The organism is Pontibacter liquoris (genome assembly GCF_022758235.1).
GTDB classification, from domain to species: Bacteria; Bacteroidota; Bacteroidia; order Cytophagales; family Hymenobacteraceae; genus Pontibacter; species Pontibacter liquoris.
This window is the reverse complement of record NZ_JALEBG010000003.1, coordinates 129,789-146,252: the sequence shown is the minus strand read 5'-3', so window position 1 is coordinate 146,252 and position 16,464 is coordinate 129,789. Positions and strand designations below refer to the sequence as shown.

Genomic DNA, 16,464 nt, shown 5'->3' with positions numbered 1-16,464 from the left:
TTCAAAGGGGGACTTGGGCTATTGCTATACTTAGGCTAAAGTTTCATGGCAACTGCCATCGCGGACAGGTCGCGACCTGTCCCTACAGGGGGTTAGCATAGTAATAGACAGTAGCTATCGAAGATGATCCCAGTCCTTGGGTTGAGCGCCTCGAGAATTTCCGGTGGCGAACGATAGTGAGGCAGCCCGAGGTACGAGGGCAGGAAATGAAAGCAGCGCGAAACGCAAGGACGAGCCCCCGCGGGCTTGGAGCGCTGCAAAGTATAAGATGAAACAATGCAAGTATAAGACTGAGGAAGACCGGTAGCTAGTAAGTATAGCCGGAAGTATAAAGGAGCATCAAACTGCAGCAACCAAGTATAACTAAAGTATAAAACTGAGCAATACAGGTGCTACCTAGTATAGCAGAAGTATAAACTGAGTAAGAATGGTAAGTATAACTGAAAGCAGAACGTCGGGAAAACAGCCTCTTACAAAGTATAAAATAAGTCTAACGGCACTTACCCCTCCCTGTTATTCTCCTGCCAGTAAAAACGACACAGCGCGTTCTTCGGAATAATACCTGTTCTTCATCAGGGCTTCAGGGAAACCCACGTGGCCACCTTCCTCCGGTACTTCCAGGTAAAAGTTAGGATTTGCCTGTGCCTCCTGCACCGGGTAGCACTGCTCCGAAAGAAAAGGATCGTTTTTGGCATTTACCAGCAGCGTAGGCACCTGAATGTTTTGGAGAAACTGCCTGCAGCTGACGCAGGCATAGTAATCTTCGGCGTTTTTGAAGCCATGCAGCGGCGCTGTGAACTTGTCGTCAAATTCGGGGAAGGACCAGAGCACGCTGTAGTCGCTCATATCTACCGCATCAGGATACATCAGGCGCTTTTGCTCCAGTTTTTCGCCAAGGGTTTTCAGAAACCGCTGCGTATATACTTTCGAAATGCGCTGGGCCGATGTTTTCAGATCAACAGGCACCGAGAAGGCCACAGCTCCTGCTACCTGGGGTGGCACCTGGTCTGGGGCTTCGCCGAGGTATTTTAAGGTAATATTGCCGCCAGCGCTAAAACCAACCAGGTATACCGTGTTGTAGTGGCCGCTTGTCAGGGCATGGCGCAACACAAGGTCCAGGTCGTCGGAAGCGCCCAGGTGGTAGGAGCGGAGCAGCTTGTTGGGCTCGCCGCTGCAGCTGCGGTAATTCCAGGCAATGGCGTCTACGCCATGTTCATTAAAGGCTTTTACCATGCCTTGTATGTAGGGGCGGCCCGAGTCGCCTTCCAGCCCGTGCGAGAGCACCACCAGCTCATTAGCGCCTACCCGCGACCAGTCCACATCCAGGAAATCATCGTCGGGTGTAAGCAGTCGTTCCCGCTCATAATGCACTCCCTCCACTTGCCTGAACAGGCTGGGAATGATGGTTTGCAGGTGGCCGTTAAATAAATAGAAAGGTGGTTTATATTTGGATGCTAAAAGAGGCATGATATGTAAGCTATACTTATCCTTTTTACGATACCGGTTCAAATTTAATCAATTCCGAGGCGTATATATACCGATATTATTTTGGAGCTACTTTCTCCTGTTAAGAAGCAACCTGCTCACGCAGATAAAACATTTAAAGCGAGCTTAAAATTTCATTCTGATGCAGGATTATACCACAGGTAAATCCATTCATTTTCCGCTTACTGTTACCGCCTAACCAGCGAAGTATAGCACAGGTTTTGGCGGCAGCCACAGCGGCAGGCCATAACGCGGGCAGGAGGATGATAAGTAGCAGGTATGGCTTGTGGGGGCTTGAATGGCAGCGGGCATACTTGTTTGCGCTGGCAGGAGCGGGGAAAGCTAGCTTGTGGCTACAGGGCGTTCGCAAGCCGGCAGCACGCCGAAAGCGCTGTGGCTGCCGGCCTTACGCCCGAAATATTTCTAAGGATTTTATCAGAAGCATGCTTTGGAAATTAAATGGAAAGCCTTTATCTTTGCAAACTCATTCAGGAATAGAATCCAAGGTTTATAATTATTATAAAATAACATGGCTAACCACAAGTCGGCATTAAAGAGAATCAGAGCGAATAACGCTAAACGTCTTCGTAACAAGTACCAGGCGAAAACGACTCGTACGTTTATCAAGAGATTGAAGGGAACAACTGATCAAGCCGAGGCGCAAGAACTGTACAAGACGGTATCTTCTATGCTTGACCGCCTGGCTAAGAAAAACATCATCCACAAAAACAAAGCTGCTAACAACAAATCGAAGCTTGCCAAATTTGTTAACGGCCTGGCTGTAGCTGCTTAATTTTTGCCGGAATAACCTCTGAAGCCTTGTACTTTTGTACAAGGCTTTTTGTGTTTGCGCCTGTTATACTTTATAAATCCTCGCTGAAAGGCAGACACTCCAGACATACCTCTCAAAATCAGGCTACAGGAAATACTATCCCTTTCCGGCGTTTCTTCATACGTGTGCCGTTCCGCCGAAATGGCGCAGCAACCCAGGTATGAAAGCAGTAAACCAGGAGCAGCGCTGTAGCAAAGCATAGCAGCTTTTTTCAGGAGCAAGCAGTCTCATGTATCCTTTCAGGTATACTTATACCTATACTTGTGGCGCTGTATTGGTAGCGGCAGCTGCGGACATGCAGGATAAAGCCGGCATTACAGGCATAAAAAAAGCCCGGAACGATTTCTCGCGCCGGGCTTTTTTTATGTGTTATAAAACTTAGGCTATACTTAGCTTGATCATGTTGGTGCGCTTCTGCTCGCCCATCGGCATGCTGGCCGTGTTGATGAACACATCGCCTTTTTTGATGAAGCCGGCTTCCAGCAGCGTTTCTTTGATGTCGGTGATAGTGGCGTCCGTCGACTCGAACTTATTGTAGTAGAAGCCACGTACGCCCCACACCAGGTTCAGGGTGGTTAAGAGCCGCTCGTTTTCCGTAAAAATAAACACATTAGATTTAGGGCGGTGCTTGGCCAGCTGAAACGCCGTGTAGCCGGACTTGGTCATGCCAATGATGGCGTGCGCGTTCGTATCGCGGGCCAGGTAGCAGGCGCTTGCCACTAAGCTATCGTTATAGAACGTGTTGGAATGCGGGTTAAGCACATACGACTTGTTAAAGATGTCGGCGTTTGTTTCCACCATTCGGATCGTAAGGCTCATGCTGCGGATGGTCTCGATCGGGTAGGCACCTACCGCGGTCTCAGCACTCAGCATCAGGCAATCCGCGCCGTCAATCACCGCGTTGGCCACGTCGTTGGTCTCCGCGCGGGTAGGGCGGGGGTTCACGATCATACTTTCCATCATCTGGGTAGCCACAATTACGGGTTTGCCGGCCTTGTTGCTTTTCTCTACCAGCATTTTCTGGATCATAGGCACTTTTTCCATGCCTACTTCCACGCCCAGGTCGCCACGGGCCACCATAATAGCGTCGGTGGCGGCAATGATTTCATCAATATTAGTGATGGCTTCAGGCTTTTCGATCTTGGCGATCACGCGCGTGTCTTTGCCGCGCTCTTTAATGATGCGCTTGATCTCATTGATGTCCTCCAAGCGGCGCACAAAAGATAAGGCCACCCACTCCACATCGTTGTCCAGGCCAAAGTGCAGGTCCTGAATATCTTTCTCCGTCATCGAAGGAGCTGATACATTCGAGTCTGGCAGGTTGATGCCTTTGCGGGGCTTCACGATGCCGCCATACACAACTTCCGCTTCTACCGTCATGTGCTTGTCGGTAGAGATCACTTTAAGTTCGAGCTTTCCGTCGTCCAGCAGGATCATATCGCCGGGGTTCACGTCGTTGGCCAGCCCTTCATAGATGGTCGAAAGCCTGTTTTGCGTGCTCACCGAGCCATCGCACACCAGTTGGATGCGCTGCCCTTCCTTGATCTCTACGCCACCACCTACTACATCTCCTAACCTGATCTTTGGTCCCTGCAGGTCTTGTACCAGGCAAATGCTGGTATTGAACTGACGGTTGATATCGCGCACGCGGTTAATTACTTCCAGATGTTCGGAATATTCGCCGTGCGAAAAATTAAGGCGGAAAGCGTTCACGCCTTCTTTTACAAGTGCCTGCAGGCGCTCAAAAGAATTACTGGCAGGGCCTACAGTGGCCAGGATCTTGGTGTTGTTAAAAGATATTTCCATGTCTAAAATCAGGTTCTCCTTAAACTTAAAGTATATGCGGATCTAATGTATGCTACTATACAGGGCTGTTTGCTGCAGCGCCTGCTTGTGCTGCTTCCTTATTTATAGCGGAAGCAGCCTTTGTTTATTTCCGGGGCTGGCGGCTCCTTTTTCAGTTGCCTGCTTTTGACAGCGCAGCCACGCCGGCCGGGCACTCTGTTGTACTCAAAGGTAGAAATATTTAGCTCACCTTTGGCTATCTGCTTTAAACACAGGTCCTGCTTTTGCAGCTTTTTGCACCGGGCTTTGCTGCAGGCGTTAAAATAATTGTGCTAACTTAAGTTCCTTTACGAGCAAAACCAACTCCTTTTGCTGAAAGTCGTAATTGTACTCTGTATTCCTGTGGCCTGTTTTTGGAAGCCTTGTTTCAGGTTTTCAAAAATAAGAACCAGGAAATGCAAAACAGCAGGCAAAGTATAAAACTTTTGCAAATAGACGAATAGAGTAATTTTTTTTGATAATGTCTGCTGAAATATATTTCTTTGCACAGTGTTTTAATAAACTATAAGAAAAATGTCAGAAATCGCAGAAAAAGTAAAAGCTATCATCATCGATAAGCTGGGCGTTGAAGAGTCAGAGGTTACTCCAGAGGCGAGTTTCACAAACGACCTGGGCGCTGATTCATTGGATACGGTAGAGCTTATTATGGAATTCGAAAAAGAATTCAACGTATCTATTCCGGATGATCAAGCTGAAAACATCTCTACTGTAGGGCAAGCAGTGAGCTACCTGGAAGAGCACGCGAAATAATATCCCGCCTTTATCTCAAGTTAAAGATTACATTATCTACTGTCTATCCCCTCTACTAACAGCTTATGGAGCTTAAGAGAGTCGTAGTTACTGGGCTTGGCGCACTCACGCCAATTGGCAATACTGTTTCAGAATACTGGAACGGGCTGGTCAATGGCGTGAGTGGCGCTGCACCTATTACACGCTTTGATGCTGCTAAATTTAAAACCCAATTTGCCTGTGAAGTAAAAGGGTATGATGCAGAAAAGTATTTTGACCGGAAAGAGGCCCGCAAAATGGACCTTTTTACGCAGTTTGCCATGGTGGTGGCCGATGAGGCCGTAAAAGATGCCCGGCTACTGGAAGATAACCTGGACCCGGACCGCATTGGCGTGATCTGGGGCTCAGGCATCGGCGGTCTTCGCACTTTTCAGGAAGAATGCGTGAACTTCGCCAACGGCGATGGTACCCCACGCTTCAACCCGTTCTTTATCCCTAAGATGATCGCCGACATCAGTGCCGGTCAGATCTCTATCAAGTATGGTTTCCGCGGCCCGAACTTCGTAACCGTATCCGCCTGTGCTTCAGCTACCAACGCCATCATCGACTCTTACAACTATATCCGCCTGGGTATGGCCGATGTGGTGGTGAGCGGGGGCTCGGAGGCTGCCGTAACGGAAGCCGGCATTGGAGGCTTTAACGCCCTGAAAGCCCTTTCAGAGCGCAACGATTCGCCGGAAACGGCTTCCCGTCCGTTTGACGTGGACCGCGATGGTTTTGTGCTGGGCGAAGGCGCCGGTGCCCTCATCATTGAGGAGTACGAGCATGCCAAAGCGCGCGGCGCAAAAATTTATGCCGAAATAATTGGTGCCGGCATGTCTGCCGACGCCTACCATATTACGGCCCCGCACCCCGAAGGACTGGGCGCCCTGAACGTGATGAAAAACGTGCTGCGCGATGCCAATATCAGACCGGAAGAGGTGGATTACATTAACGTGCATGGCACTTCTACGCCGCTTGGCGATATCAGCGAGGTAAAAGCGATCGAGACGGTATTTGGCGAGCATGCCTACAACCTGAACATCAGCTCTACCAAGTCGATGACCGGCCACCTGCTGGGTGCTGCCGGTGCTATTGAAGCCATTGCCGCTATTCTGGCCATCCAGAACAACGTGGTACCACCAACCATCAACCATTTCACAGACGATGAGAACTTTGATCCACGCCTGAACTTTACGTTCAACAAGGCCCAGGAGCGCGAAGTGACCATTGCCCTGAGCAATACGTTTGGATTTGGCGGCCACAATACCTCTGTTATATTCCGTCAATTTAACGACTAGTGTTCGGTCCTCTTAAACCGGTACGGCGCTTCTATCACAGAGTATTTACCCAGGATAAGGAATTAGTACGTGCTGTAGCCGGCATTACGGGCACTACGCCAGATAATGTCCGCCTCTATAAGCTTGCCCTTACCCATACGTCGTTTGTGCGGCAAACGCCCGACAGCAAGAACGAGACCAACGAGCGTCTGGAGTTTCTGGGAGATGCCATACTTGGGTCGGTGGTAGCCGAGTACCTTTTTAAGAAATTTCCTTACGAGGACGAAGGATTCCTCACCGAGATCCGCTCGCGCATTGTTAACCGCGAGTCGCTGAATCATATTGCCCTGAAGATCGGGCTCAACCTGCTGGTGCGCGTCGATACTTCAAACCAAAGTATGCGCCACAAATCGGTGAACGGGAATGCCCTGGAAGCCCTGGTTGGGGCTGTATACCTGGACAAAGGATATGAGACCACCCGGCGCTTTATCCTGAACAAGCTCGTAAAGCCGTACGTGGACATGCACCAGCTGGTAAATACCACGTCAAACTTCAAGAGCAAGTTAATCGAGTGGGCACAAAGCCGCAACCTCGACATCCGCTTCGAGATCGTGAAACGCAAGCAGCAAGGCAACACCACCGAGTTCACCTCCGAAGTATACATCGACGATAAACCTATTGCCGTGGGTGTTGGCCTGTCCAAGAAAAAAGCCGACCAGGCGGCCGCCGAAAAAAGCCTCGTCTTCCTGAAGATCGCTTAAAGTTACTTTGTTGAATTCTTTAGTTGGCTGGGGGTATACTTCTCAGCCTTTTTTTATGCTATAGCTATGAAGCTTGACCAGGTTTGATGATCTATACTTGTCAAGCGCTCCCTTTTCAGAGATCAGCAATCCCACAATTTACCAATCCAACAATTAGATTTAACTTGCCTGCTCAAACATGCGTTTAACAACCTCATGGAAGAAACCAGACTAATCTTAGCAGGCGCCGCACTCAATCAAACCCCGATTGATTGGGAAGGCAACCTTCAGAACATACAAGAAGCGATTACCGAAGCCAAAAAAAATAAAGTAGACCTGCTGCTGTTGCCGGAGCTGTGCATTACGGGCTACGGTTGCGAGGACTTGTACCTAAGCCATTGGCTGGCAGAAGAAGCATTCCGGAAACTGCTCGAAGTAAAGGAGTGGTGCGACGGGCTAACCGTAGCCGTAGGCCTGCCGGTGGTGTTGGAGGGGGCTGTTTACAATACGGCCTGTGTCATAAAAAATAAGCAGATCGTTGGCTTTACGGCAAAGCAGTTCCTGGCCAACGACGGTGTGCATTACGAAACGCGCTGGTTTAAGCCCTGGCCTGCCAACCAGGTGCAGGAGTTTACCATGTTCGGCCAGCAGTACCGCATCGGGGATATTATTTACGAGGAGCAGGGCGTGAAGTATGCCTTCGAGATTTGCGAGGATGCCTGGCGGCCAAACCGCCCTGCCGAGCGGCACATGGGCAAAGGCGTGCAACTGATCCTGAACCCAAGCGCCAGCCACTTTGCCCTGAGCAAGACTGATGTGCGCTACCGCTTGGTGGTGGATGCCTCCAAAAAATACCAGTGCGCGTACCTGTATGCCAACCTGCTCGGTAACGAGGCGGGCCGTATGATCTATGACGGCGAGGTGCTGATTGCCCAGAACGGCAAACTCATCCGCCGCAACGACCTGCTCTGCTTTAAGAATGTGGATATGGAGGTGGCCGAAGTATGCTTTTCGGATAATCCACAGATTGCCGAGGTGATTGAGTACCTGCCCCCCATTGACGAGAACAAGGAGCTGATTGCGGCCCTGAGCCTAGCCCTGTTCGATTATATGCGCAAGAGTCATAGCCGTGGTTTTGTGCTGTCTTTGAGTGGCGGCGCCGACTCATCGCTGTGCGCCGTGGCCGTGGCCGAGATGGTGCGCCGGGGCGTGGAGAGCCTGGGCGTGCTCAATTTTGTAGCCAAAACCCGGATGTTCAGTATAAAGGAGGCCGACTATTTTGATAAGCTTCCGGCAGACCAGGTGCAGCCGGAACTGGTAAAACGCCTGCTCACCTGCGCCTATCAAGGCACGATAAACTCTTCTGACGATACTTACAACTCAGCCAAAGGACTGGCCGACTCTATTGGCGCTGTCTTTTACAACTGGACTATGGACGACGAGGTGAAAGGATACGTGTCGAAGATAGAGCACGCCCTGGACCGGCCGCTGACCTGGGAGCACGACGATATCACGCTGCAGAACATACAGGCCCGTGTCCGCGCGCCCGGTATCTGGATGCTGGCCAATATCAACAAGGCACTGTTGCTGGCTACCTCTAACCGCAGCGAGGCTGCTGTAGGCTATGCCACCATGGATGGCGACACAGCCGGCAGTATCGCGCCTATTGCGGGCATCGATAAAGCATTTATCCGCCAGTTCCTGATCTGGGCGCAGCAGCAGCTTGGCTACGTGGGGCTGCAGTATGTAAATAACCTGCAACCTAGTGCCGAGTTGCGCCCTGCCAAAGAGGCGCAGACCGACGAAAAAGACCTGATGCCCTACGAGGTGTTGAACCAGATTGAGCGGCTTGCTTTTTATGACCGCCTTTCGCCGCAGCAGGTATACGACAGGCTGGTGGGGTTGGAGGTGGCCGCCCCCGAAATACTGCAGGCCTGGATCACGAAATTTTATACTTTGTGGGCCCGCAACCAATGGAAACGTGACCGCTACGCGCCCTCCTTTCACCTGGACGACTATAACCTGGACCCGCGCAGCTGGCTGCGATTCCCTATTCTGAGCGGCGGCTTCCGGGAAGAGCTGGTGGATTTAAAGGCGAAATCCTGATTCACAGGGTATAGCCGGCGGCAAACCGTGGAAGCAGGCAATAGCAAGCGTGGGGATAACGTTTTTTCGGTAGCCTAATTATCGTAACTTTGGCAGCAACACTGCACCCTTATGAACAGCATCCTCAACTATATTACCTGGAACGTTGATCCGGAGATCTTCCACATTGGCCCCTTAAGCATCCGTTGGTACGGGCTGTTGTTTGCCCTTGGCTTCGTGATCGGGCAACGCATCCTGACCAAGATCTATGTGGCGGAAGGGCGTACCGAAGGCGATGTGGACGTGATCACGCTCTACATGATCATCGGCACGGTGATTGGCGCGCGGCTTGGACATACCTTGCTTTATGCCCCTGATTACTACCTGAGCCACCCCATCGAGATCCTCAAGATCTGGGAAGGAGGCCTGGCTAGCCACGGTGCTACCGTAGGCATTCTGCTTTCGCTGTGGCTTTTTAGCCGCAAGTATAAATTCGACTATGTGTGGGTGCTGGACCGCATCGTGATCGTGGTAGCCTTGGGAGGCGCTCTGATTCGACTCGGTAACCTGATGAACTCCGAGATATTTGGCCACCCGACCAACCTGCCCTGGGGCTTTATCTTTGAGCGCAGCACCGAGTACTCGCATGTGCCGCGCCACCCTACGCAGTTGTACGAGTCGCTGAGCGTGTTCCTGCTGTTTGTGCTGCTCTACTGGTTATGGGCCAAGTATAAAACCGCCCTTCCGCGGGGCTTGCTGTTCGGCATTTTTGTTACGTCTCTGTTTACCTTCCGTTTCCTGGTCGAGTTCCTGAAAGAGAACCAGGAAGCCTTCGAAGACCAGATGGCCCTGAACATGGGGCAGATCTTAAGTATACCGCTGATCCTGGTGGGTGTGGCCATCCTGATCAAAGTATGGCTGAAGCCAACGCCGGCACTGCCCGGCGGCCATCTGCCCGAAACCACTTCTAAAAAAGAGAAAAGCAATGTATAAAAGAAAGGCCCGGGTGAGTAGCCCGGGCCTTTCTTATACCTGTTTTATACCTGCGTTACTGAACACGATACCTGTAAATGTTTCCGCCTTCGCTGGTAATAACCAGGGTGTTGTCGTCTTCAAAAGCCACGCCTTCGGTTTGTCCAGCTTCCGGAAGAGGCAGGTTCTCATAATTTTCCTTGTAAAAGGCGGCAGGGTTATTCAGGTTCCTGAACAGGTGCAGCTTGCCTTCGCTCAGCAGTGCCACCATTTTCTTATCCGGGCTGATATCGGCGCCTGTTACCAAATCACTCATCGGAACGCTGCCGGTCTTCTTTGCCTTGTAGGTGCCGGGGCTATCGGGCAGTTCGTATACGTTGGCTGTTTCCTTACGGCCCCTGTCCTTGGTGATCAGGTATAAATGGCCATCATACCAGAAGAGCGCTTCGCTATCGAAGTTCATGTCTTTCTTCTTTGGCGGAAAATCATACTGATCCTCGTAAGTAAAATGAATGGCAGCCACTTTCTCCGGGTTGTTCAGCGACATTTTGTACACTGTCAGGTCTTTGCGTTTGTTGTTGTTATTGCCGGTATCCGCAATGTAAATATTCCCTTTATCGTCTTTGGTCAGATCTTCCCAGTCCTTGTTCGGCTCCTGTATTGGGATGGACTTCAGCAGCTTGCCCGCGGCGTTGATCTCGTAGAGGAAGGGCTGGTTGCCGGCATCATTGTGCGTCAGGAAGTGGTCTTTTTGCGGAAGCGCCACAATGCCGGAACTTTCATGCACCTCGTCAGGCAGGGGCGCCAGCCGCTGTAACTTACCGGCTACGGCATCCTTTGGCTCCGACGAAGTGGTGTGGCCGCTGGGAGCTTCATTGCGCGTGACATAAAACATCAGGGCAATAGCTGCCAGAAATACGAAAATAACTTTGATCATGAGCTTCATAGTTTGGGTTTAGCAGGTGCCCGGGGCAAATCAGGGCTTTTAATTTAACGTGAACAGCATCGCTGACGTTTACCTACTACGCAGAAAACAAGCGCCTGCAGGCCTGTTTCTTGCAGATATAAAAATTTAACTTGATGGAATTCAGGAAAATAAAGGAAACGTGCCTGTATGTGCAAAGCCTGGAGCGCAGCAAAGCCTTTTACCAGGGCAAACTGGGCTTAGCAGTTATTGGCGAAGTGCCGGGCCGCCATGTGTTCTTCCGGGCCGGCGAGTCGGTGTTGCTTTGCTTTATAGCCGAAGCTTCGGGGCAGGGCGGACATTTGCCGCCGCACGGTGGCGCCGGACAGCTGCACCTGGCGTTTGAGGTGGCGAAAGATGCCTATGAAACGCGCAAAGCCGAAGTGATGGCACAGCAGATCCCCATCGAGCAGGAGTATGACTGGGGAGGTGGTTTTCTGTCCTTCTATTTCCGTGACCCCGACCAGCACCTGCTAGAAGTGGTGATGGCTGGCATGTGGGAGAGGGGAAAATAATTACGAATTACGAATTACGAATTACGAATTACGAATTACGAATTACGAATTACGAATTTTCGGCCTTATGCAGCAGTAGCAGGGTTTCGGCGTGCAGGGTATGGCCACCTTCATAGGATAGTATAGCCGGCGTAATGCCGAGCTGCGCCATTACCTGCTGATGCCGTACCAGCATGTCTTCTTTAATTAGGGCATCCTGCGTGCCGTATACCAGCGTAACCGGCAAGTGGGCGAAAGCTTCGCGACCGGCAGCAAAGTCCACATCCTCCGGAAAGGCGCCTGCCCAAAGTATAAGCCGGTGGCAACGGGCCTTGCCGGCTGCCACCCACCGCGAGACCGTGACCGCACCCTGCGAAAATCCCAGTACCGTAACCCTCACATCAGCGGGTAGTTGTTTGCGCTGCTCTTTTATCAGCAGGTCCAGGTACGCAACGTAATCATCTATTTCAGCCAGGCGGTCTTCCTTCGTCATCCAGGTAGCACCCACTCTTCCCGAAAAGCCGTCCAGGTAAAACCGCGACAGGGCCTCCGGCGCTACCAGCAGCGTCTGGCCGTTGTTGAGCACGTTAAAATGCCGCAGGAAAAAACGCGCCAGCTGCCCATACCCGTGGCATACGAGCCAGAGCTGCTTTATCTGTGGAGAGGGTGTTCCGAGGGTATAATAGCGGGCAGTGCGCGGAATGGTCAGCTTATTTTCCTGCATGGGTTAGATTATACTTTTAGAGGCTGTTTTGATTTCACAGGGATAGTCATCCCCTACAAAGGCAGAGCCATTTCATTCTGTTAAATACGGTCGCGTTTCGCAGGCACTCCTACTTGTGAGTGGTTATACTTTGAGCCGCTGCCCTGGTCGGACTACAAATCCGGCAGGATAAGTAAGACACGGGTTACAAACCCGCGCCAGCAAGCGAAGTATGATACATACTTATTCACGTGTTATTTACCCAGGTAAGTAAAGTAAAAATCTAAGCAAAGAAAAAGTCCCCCTTTGAAGGGGGTAGGGGGATGATTACTCCTAAAGCGTATGCTACTTTAATCAATAAGCCTGTTGGAGGCTATCTAAGTTTATACTTGCCGGTTTACTTACGTACTCTACGTTCCTCTAAATCTCCGGGCAAATTGTGTCCTCAGCTTTTACTATAAAGTCCCAGCTGCCCATCTCCGTTACGAATTACCGATTCGTTATTCGTAATTTTTAATTCGTAATTCCCCTAAAGGTTTTCTTTGGTGAACTGGAAAGGTAGCAGGTCAGACACGGTTTTAAAGCGGTAAAATTTGCCTTCAGGGCCCTGCAGCAAAACCGGAATTTGCTCCTGTTGTTTATACTCGTATTCGGCCATTACCTGGCGGCAGGCACCACAAGGCATGGCTGCCAGGTACTCGTGCTCGTGACGGCGGCGGGCTGTAACGGCCAGCAGGCTTATCTTTTTATTTGGATGATTGGCGCTTAGGGCAAACAGGGCGGTGCGCTCAGCGCAGAGTCCCGAAGGATAGGCGGCATTTTCCTGGTTGCTGCCTTTAAACAGGCTGCCATCTTCCAGCAGCAGGGCCGCACCTACCAGGAAGTTGGAATAAGGCGCATAAGCGTCGTTTGCCGCCTGCCGGGCCAGTTCCATGGCCTGGCATTCTGCCGTACTCAATTCGGAGAGTTCCAGCACATCCACGCTGATTTGTAACTTCAGTTCACTTGCCATTTCTTGTCGAATAGGTCTAAAAATTAGAAAAGGGCTATAAATTTAACTAATATTCTGGTAAAACAATGCTTGTGGTTGGCGATGCCTGGTGTAATGCGTAATTTAAGGCTCTACCCACTTGCTTTACTATGAAACATATCCTGCTGCTGGGCGCGGGCCGTTCGGCCTCTTCGCTGATAAAGTACCTCTTCGACCATGCTGTTGCTGAAAACTGGCAAATCACGATTGGCGATATGGTGGTGGATCACCTGCAGCCGCTGGTGGCCTCGCTGCCTTTTGCCCGGGCCATTCCGTTTGATGTGCACAACGCGGCCCAGCGGGCAGAAGAAGTGAAGCAGGCCGACTTGGTGATATCCCTTTTGCCGGCAATTTTCCACATTGAGGTGGCGCGCGAGTGCCTCCTGCAGGAAAAGCACCTGATCACGGCCAGTTATGTAACGCCTGCCTTTCTGGCCCTACATGAAGAGGCGCAGCAAAAGAACCTAACCATTCTGATGGAGTGCGGCCTGGACCCGGGCATCGATCACATGTCGGCAATGGCCGTGATCAGCCGCATTAAGCAGGAGGGCGGCACGCTTACGTCCTTTAAATCTTATACCGGGGGCCTGGTGGCCCCCGCGTACGATACCAATCCCTGGCGCTACAAATTTACCTGGAACCCCCGCAACGTGGTACTGGCTGGGCAGGGAACAGCTAAGTATATCAAAGACGGCGTGTACAAGTATATCCCTTATCACCAGCTGTTCAGGCACACCGAGAAATTGTATGTGGAGGGCTACGGTACTTTTGAAGGCTATGCCAACCGCGATTCGCTGAGTTACCGGGAGCCGTATGGCCTGCAGGAAATCCCTACGATGCTGCGCGGCACGTTGCGCCGTCAAGGGTATTGCCAGGCCTGGGACGTCTTCGTACAACTGGGCCTTACCGACGACAGCTATACCCTGGAAAACTCGGAAACGATGACCTACCGCAGTTTTGTAGAAGCCTTTTTGCCGGCCGCCACCAGCCCCGAGCAATCGCTGGAAACACGCCTTGGTTTATATTTAGGCCTGCCGCCGGAGGGCGAGGTAATGCAGCAACTGGCCTGGCTCGATCTGTTTACCGATACCCCGGTGGAGCTGGCAGGAGCTACCCCGGCACAGGTGCTCGAAAAGATCCTGAAAGAAAAATGGACCCTGGCGCCTGGCGATAAAGATATGATCGTGATGCAGCACCTGTTTGCGTATCAAAAGGGCGGCGAAGCCCACCAGGTAAGCGCCACGCTGGTAGCAACCGGCGATGATGAGGTGCACACAGCTATGGCGAAAACCGTGGGCCTGCCCGTAGCCATACTTGCCAAACGCCTGCTGCAGGGCAAAATCTTGCGCTGCGGCGTGGTGATCCCCATCTACCCAGAACTCTACGAACCGGTACTGGAAGAGCTAAAGCAATACGGGATCGATTTTGTAGAGCAGGAAGCACCTGGTGCCTGATGATCTGCGGCGAACGGCTGCTTCCCTCTTAAAAATATACTTGGTTAAGTAGCTTTTATATGACAGTGAAAGCATAACCTAAAAAGCACTACGGCCTGACATATCTGCCAGGCCGTAGTGCTTTTTATTTTTCAGTTGAAAGGTGTGCCTTTAGATAACCCGGGCCGTTTCGTCTTCCGGTGCCAGCGCAATTTCCGGGTTGGTGGTTTCTACCAGGCCAACTTCGGCTTCCGGATGGAAATCGCCTTCCCAGCGGGCTACCACAGCCGTAGCCAGGCAGTTACCGGTCACGTTAACAGAGGTGCGGGCCATATCCATCAGTTCATCAATGCCCAGAATGGCAAACACCGGCCATACAGGCAGGTTAAATGAAGCCACCGTTCCGAGCAGAATGACCAGCGAGGCACGCGGCACGCCGGCTACGCCTTTGCTGGTAAGCATGAGCGTAAAGACCATCACCAGTTGCTGCTCCCAACTCATGGGAATGCCGGCCGCCTGCGCCACAAACACTGAGGCCAGCGACAAGTATAAGGTCGTACCATCCAGGTTAAAGCTATAGCCCGTAGGCATTACGAAGGCTACAATGCGGCGTGGTACGCCTAGTTTTTCCATTTCCTCCATAGCGCGGGGCAGAGCGGCTTCGGAACTGGTAGTAGCGAAAGCAATCGATACCGGGCCCGAAATCGCCTTTAAAAAGCGCTTGATCGGCACGCGGGCAATAAGCGCTACCGGCAGCAGCACCAGCACGGCAAAAGCCAGAAGGGCTACATAGAGCGTGGCCAGCAGCTGGAACAGGTTCAGCAGGATGCCAAAGCCCATGTGGCCTACTGTGTACGCAATGGCTGCGCCCACACCCACCGGGGCAAAGTACATGATGATGTTCGTGAACTTGAACATGGTTTCGGAGAGGCTCTCGCAGAAAGCCAGCATTGGCTTGCGCTTTTCTTCGCTCACCATGGCCAGGCCGATGGCAAACAGCACACTGAAGACAACGATCTGCAATACCTGGCCTTCCGCTACCGATTTGGCGACGTTCTCCGGAAACACGTGCAGGATGATGTCGGCTGCCGTTTGCTTGGGAGGCGCTACGATCTCTTCGTGGCTGGCGGCCAGTTTCATGTCGATGCCCTCGCCGGCCTTGCTGATGTTGATAGCAGCCAGTCCGATAAAAAGAGCTAACGTGGTTACGACCTCAAAGTATAAAATGGCTTTCCAGCCCATGCTGCCCACCTGTTTCAGGTTAGAGTGGCCCGCAATGCCCACGACCAGGGTAGCAAAAATAAGCGGTGCAATGATGGTTTTGATCAGCTTGAGGAAAACCTTGCTGAGCACGCTCAGATCCTGGGCAACTTTCGGAAAGTCGTAGCCGATCTCGGCCCCCAGTACCATACTTACCAGAATCCAGGTAGTAAGCGAACGCTTCTGCACACCATAAACCAGCAAAAAGCCAATGCAGACCCAGCGTACGATACGCAAGGCATCATCCGAGATGGAAAGAAAAGCATAATGGTCCAGCACACTTAGAATAAGGGCAATGCTGATGCTAAGCAGTGTGATAAGCGGTAAAAAAGACTTCTTCATACAAGTAGGTAAACAGGAACGCAGCGCGCGGAAACAAGTGATTTCTGGGCAAGGCAAGGTCTTCGTAGTGCCTTCGGCCCGGTGGTATGGGTATAAAAACGTAGCAAATATAAGATTTTTGGGCACATGGGCAAAGGGGAACGCACAATGAATTCGGCAACAGGCAGGTGCTGCGGCAGCGGGCAGAAAGCAAAAGCATTAGGTAGTTTAAACAGAATAATGCAACTTGAC

14 protein-coding genes are annotated in these 16,464 nt (G+C 51.6%); 8 read left to right on the top strand and 6 right to left on the bottom strand.

The features are described from left to right. Positions 1 to 513: 513 nt before the first annotated feature. Entirely contained in the window at positions 514 to 1,467 is a 954-nt protein-coding gene (locus LWL52_RS17625) for a YheT family hydrolase (protein ID WP_242922546.1), read from the bottom strand. A 547-nt stretch (positions 1,468 to 2,014) separates the two neighbouring features. On the opposite strand from LWL52_RS17625, the gene rpsT reads away from it, so the two are divergent. Then, entirely contained in the window at positions 2,015 to 2,278 is a 264-nt protein-coding gene (rpsT, locus tag LWL52_RS17620) for a 30S ribosomal protein S20 (protein ID WP_242922544.1), read from the top strand. Positions 2,279 to 2,695: 417 nt separating this feature from the next. Here rpsT and pyk read toward each other — a convergent pair whose 3' ends face one another. After that, a complete protein-coding gene (gene pyk / locus LWL52_RS17615) occupies positions 2,696 to 4,123 on the bottom strand; it encodes a pyruvate kinase (RefSeq protein ID WP_242922542.1) in 1,428 nt (475 codons plus the stop codon). 552 nt (positions 4,124 to 4,675) lie between these two features. On the opposite strand from pyk, the gene LWL52_RS17610 reads away from it, so the two are divergent. The 5 genes from LWL52_RS17610 to lgt all read left to right on the top strand — a co-directional run bounded on the left by LWL52_RS17610 (position 4,676) and on the right by lgt (position 10,028). After that, positions 4,676 to 4,912 (top strand): acyl carrier protein, encoded by a 237-nt coding sequence (locus tag LWL52_RS17610; RefSeq protein WP_025609494.1) that lies wholly within the window; start codon positions 4,676 to 4,678, stop codon positions 4,910 to 4,912. 65 nt (positions 4,913 to 4,977) lie between these two features. Further along, entirely contained in the window at positions 4,978 to 6,231 is a 1,254-nt protein-coding gene (gene fabF / locus LWL52_RS17605) for a beta-ketoacyl-ACP synthase II (RefSeq protein WP_242922533.1), read from the top strand. Beyond that, positions 6,231 to 6,971, top strand: a complete 741-nt coding sequence (rnc, locus tag LWL52_RS17600; RefSeq protein WP_242922530.1) for a ribonuclease III — start codon at positions 6,231 to 6,233, stop codon at positions 6,969 to 6,971. The genes fabF and rnc overlap by 1 nt, the downstream gene beginning before the upstream one ends. Positions 6,972 to 7,166: 195 nt before the next feature. Then, positions 7,167 to 9,056, top strand: coding sequence for an NAD(+) synthase (gene nadE, locus LWL52_RS17595; RefSeq protein ID WP_242922528.1), 1,890 nt, complete (start codon positions 7,167 to 7,169; stop codon positions 9,054 to 9,056). A gap of 111 nt (positions 9,057 to 9,167) precedes the next feature. After that, positions 9,168 to 10,028, top strand: coding sequence for a prolipoprotein diacylglyceryl transferase (gene lgt / locus LWL52_RS17590; protein ID WP_242922526.1), 861 nt, complete (start codon positions 9,168 to 9,170; stop codon positions 10,026 to 10,028). 55 nt (positions 10,029 to 10,083) lie between these two features. Here lgt and LWL52_RS17585 read toward each other — a convergent pair whose 3' ends face one another. Then, positions 10,084 to 10,944 (bottom strand): SdiA-regulated domain-containing protein, encoded by an 861-nt coding sequence (locus LWL52_RS17585; RefSeq protein WP_242922524.1) that lies wholly within the window; start codon positions 10,942 to 10,944, stop codon positions 10,084 to 10,086. Between the two features lie 143 nt (positions 10,945 to 11,087). Here LWL52_RS17585 and LWL52_RS17580 point away from each other — a divergent pair, with 143 nt between their 5' ends. After that, positions 11,088 to 11,486 carry a VOC family protein gene (locus LWL52_RS17580; protein ID WP_242922522.1) on the top strand — a complete coding sequence of 133 codons (399 nt, stop codon included), beginning with the start codon at positions 11,088 to 11,090 and terminating at the stop codon, positions 11,484 to 11,486. A gap of 49 nt (positions 11,487 to 11,535) precedes the next feature. Here the strand turns inward: LWL52_RS17580 and LWL52_RS17575 are convergent, their stop codons facing one another. Continuing rightward, a complete protein-coding gene (locus tag LWL52_RS17575; RefSeq protein ID WP_242922520.1) occupies positions 11,536 to 12,189 on the bottom strand; it encodes an alpha/beta hydrolase in 654 nt (217 codons plus the stop codon). A 508-nt stretch (positions 12,190 to 12,697) separates the two neighbouring features. Further along, the gene (cdd, locus tag LWL52_RS17570) at positions 12,698 to 13,180 is read right to left on the bottom strand and encodes a cytidine deaminase (RefSeq protein WP_242922518.1); all 483 of its coding nucleotides are present in this window, start codon (positions 13,178 to 13,180) and stop codon (positions 12,698 to 12,700) included. A 128-nt stretch (positions 13,181 to 13,308) separates the two neighbouring features. Here cdd and LWL52_RS17565 point away from each other — a divergent pair, with 128 nt between their 5' ends. Then, entirely contained in the window at positions 13,309 to 14,652 is a 1,344-nt protein-coding gene (locus LWL52_RS17565; protein ID WP_242922516.1) for a saccharopine dehydrogenase family protein, read from the top strand. 150 nt (positions 14,653 to 14,802) lie between these two features. Here LWL52_RS17565 and LWL52_RS17560 read toward each other — a convergent pair whose 3' ends face one another. Further along, entirely contained in the window at positions 14,803 to 16,233 is a 1,431-nt protein-coding gene (locus LWL52_RS17560) for a dicarboxylate/amino acid:cation symporter (RefSeq protein WP_242922514.1), read from the bottom strand. Positions 16,234 to 16,464: the final 231 nt, after the last annotated feature.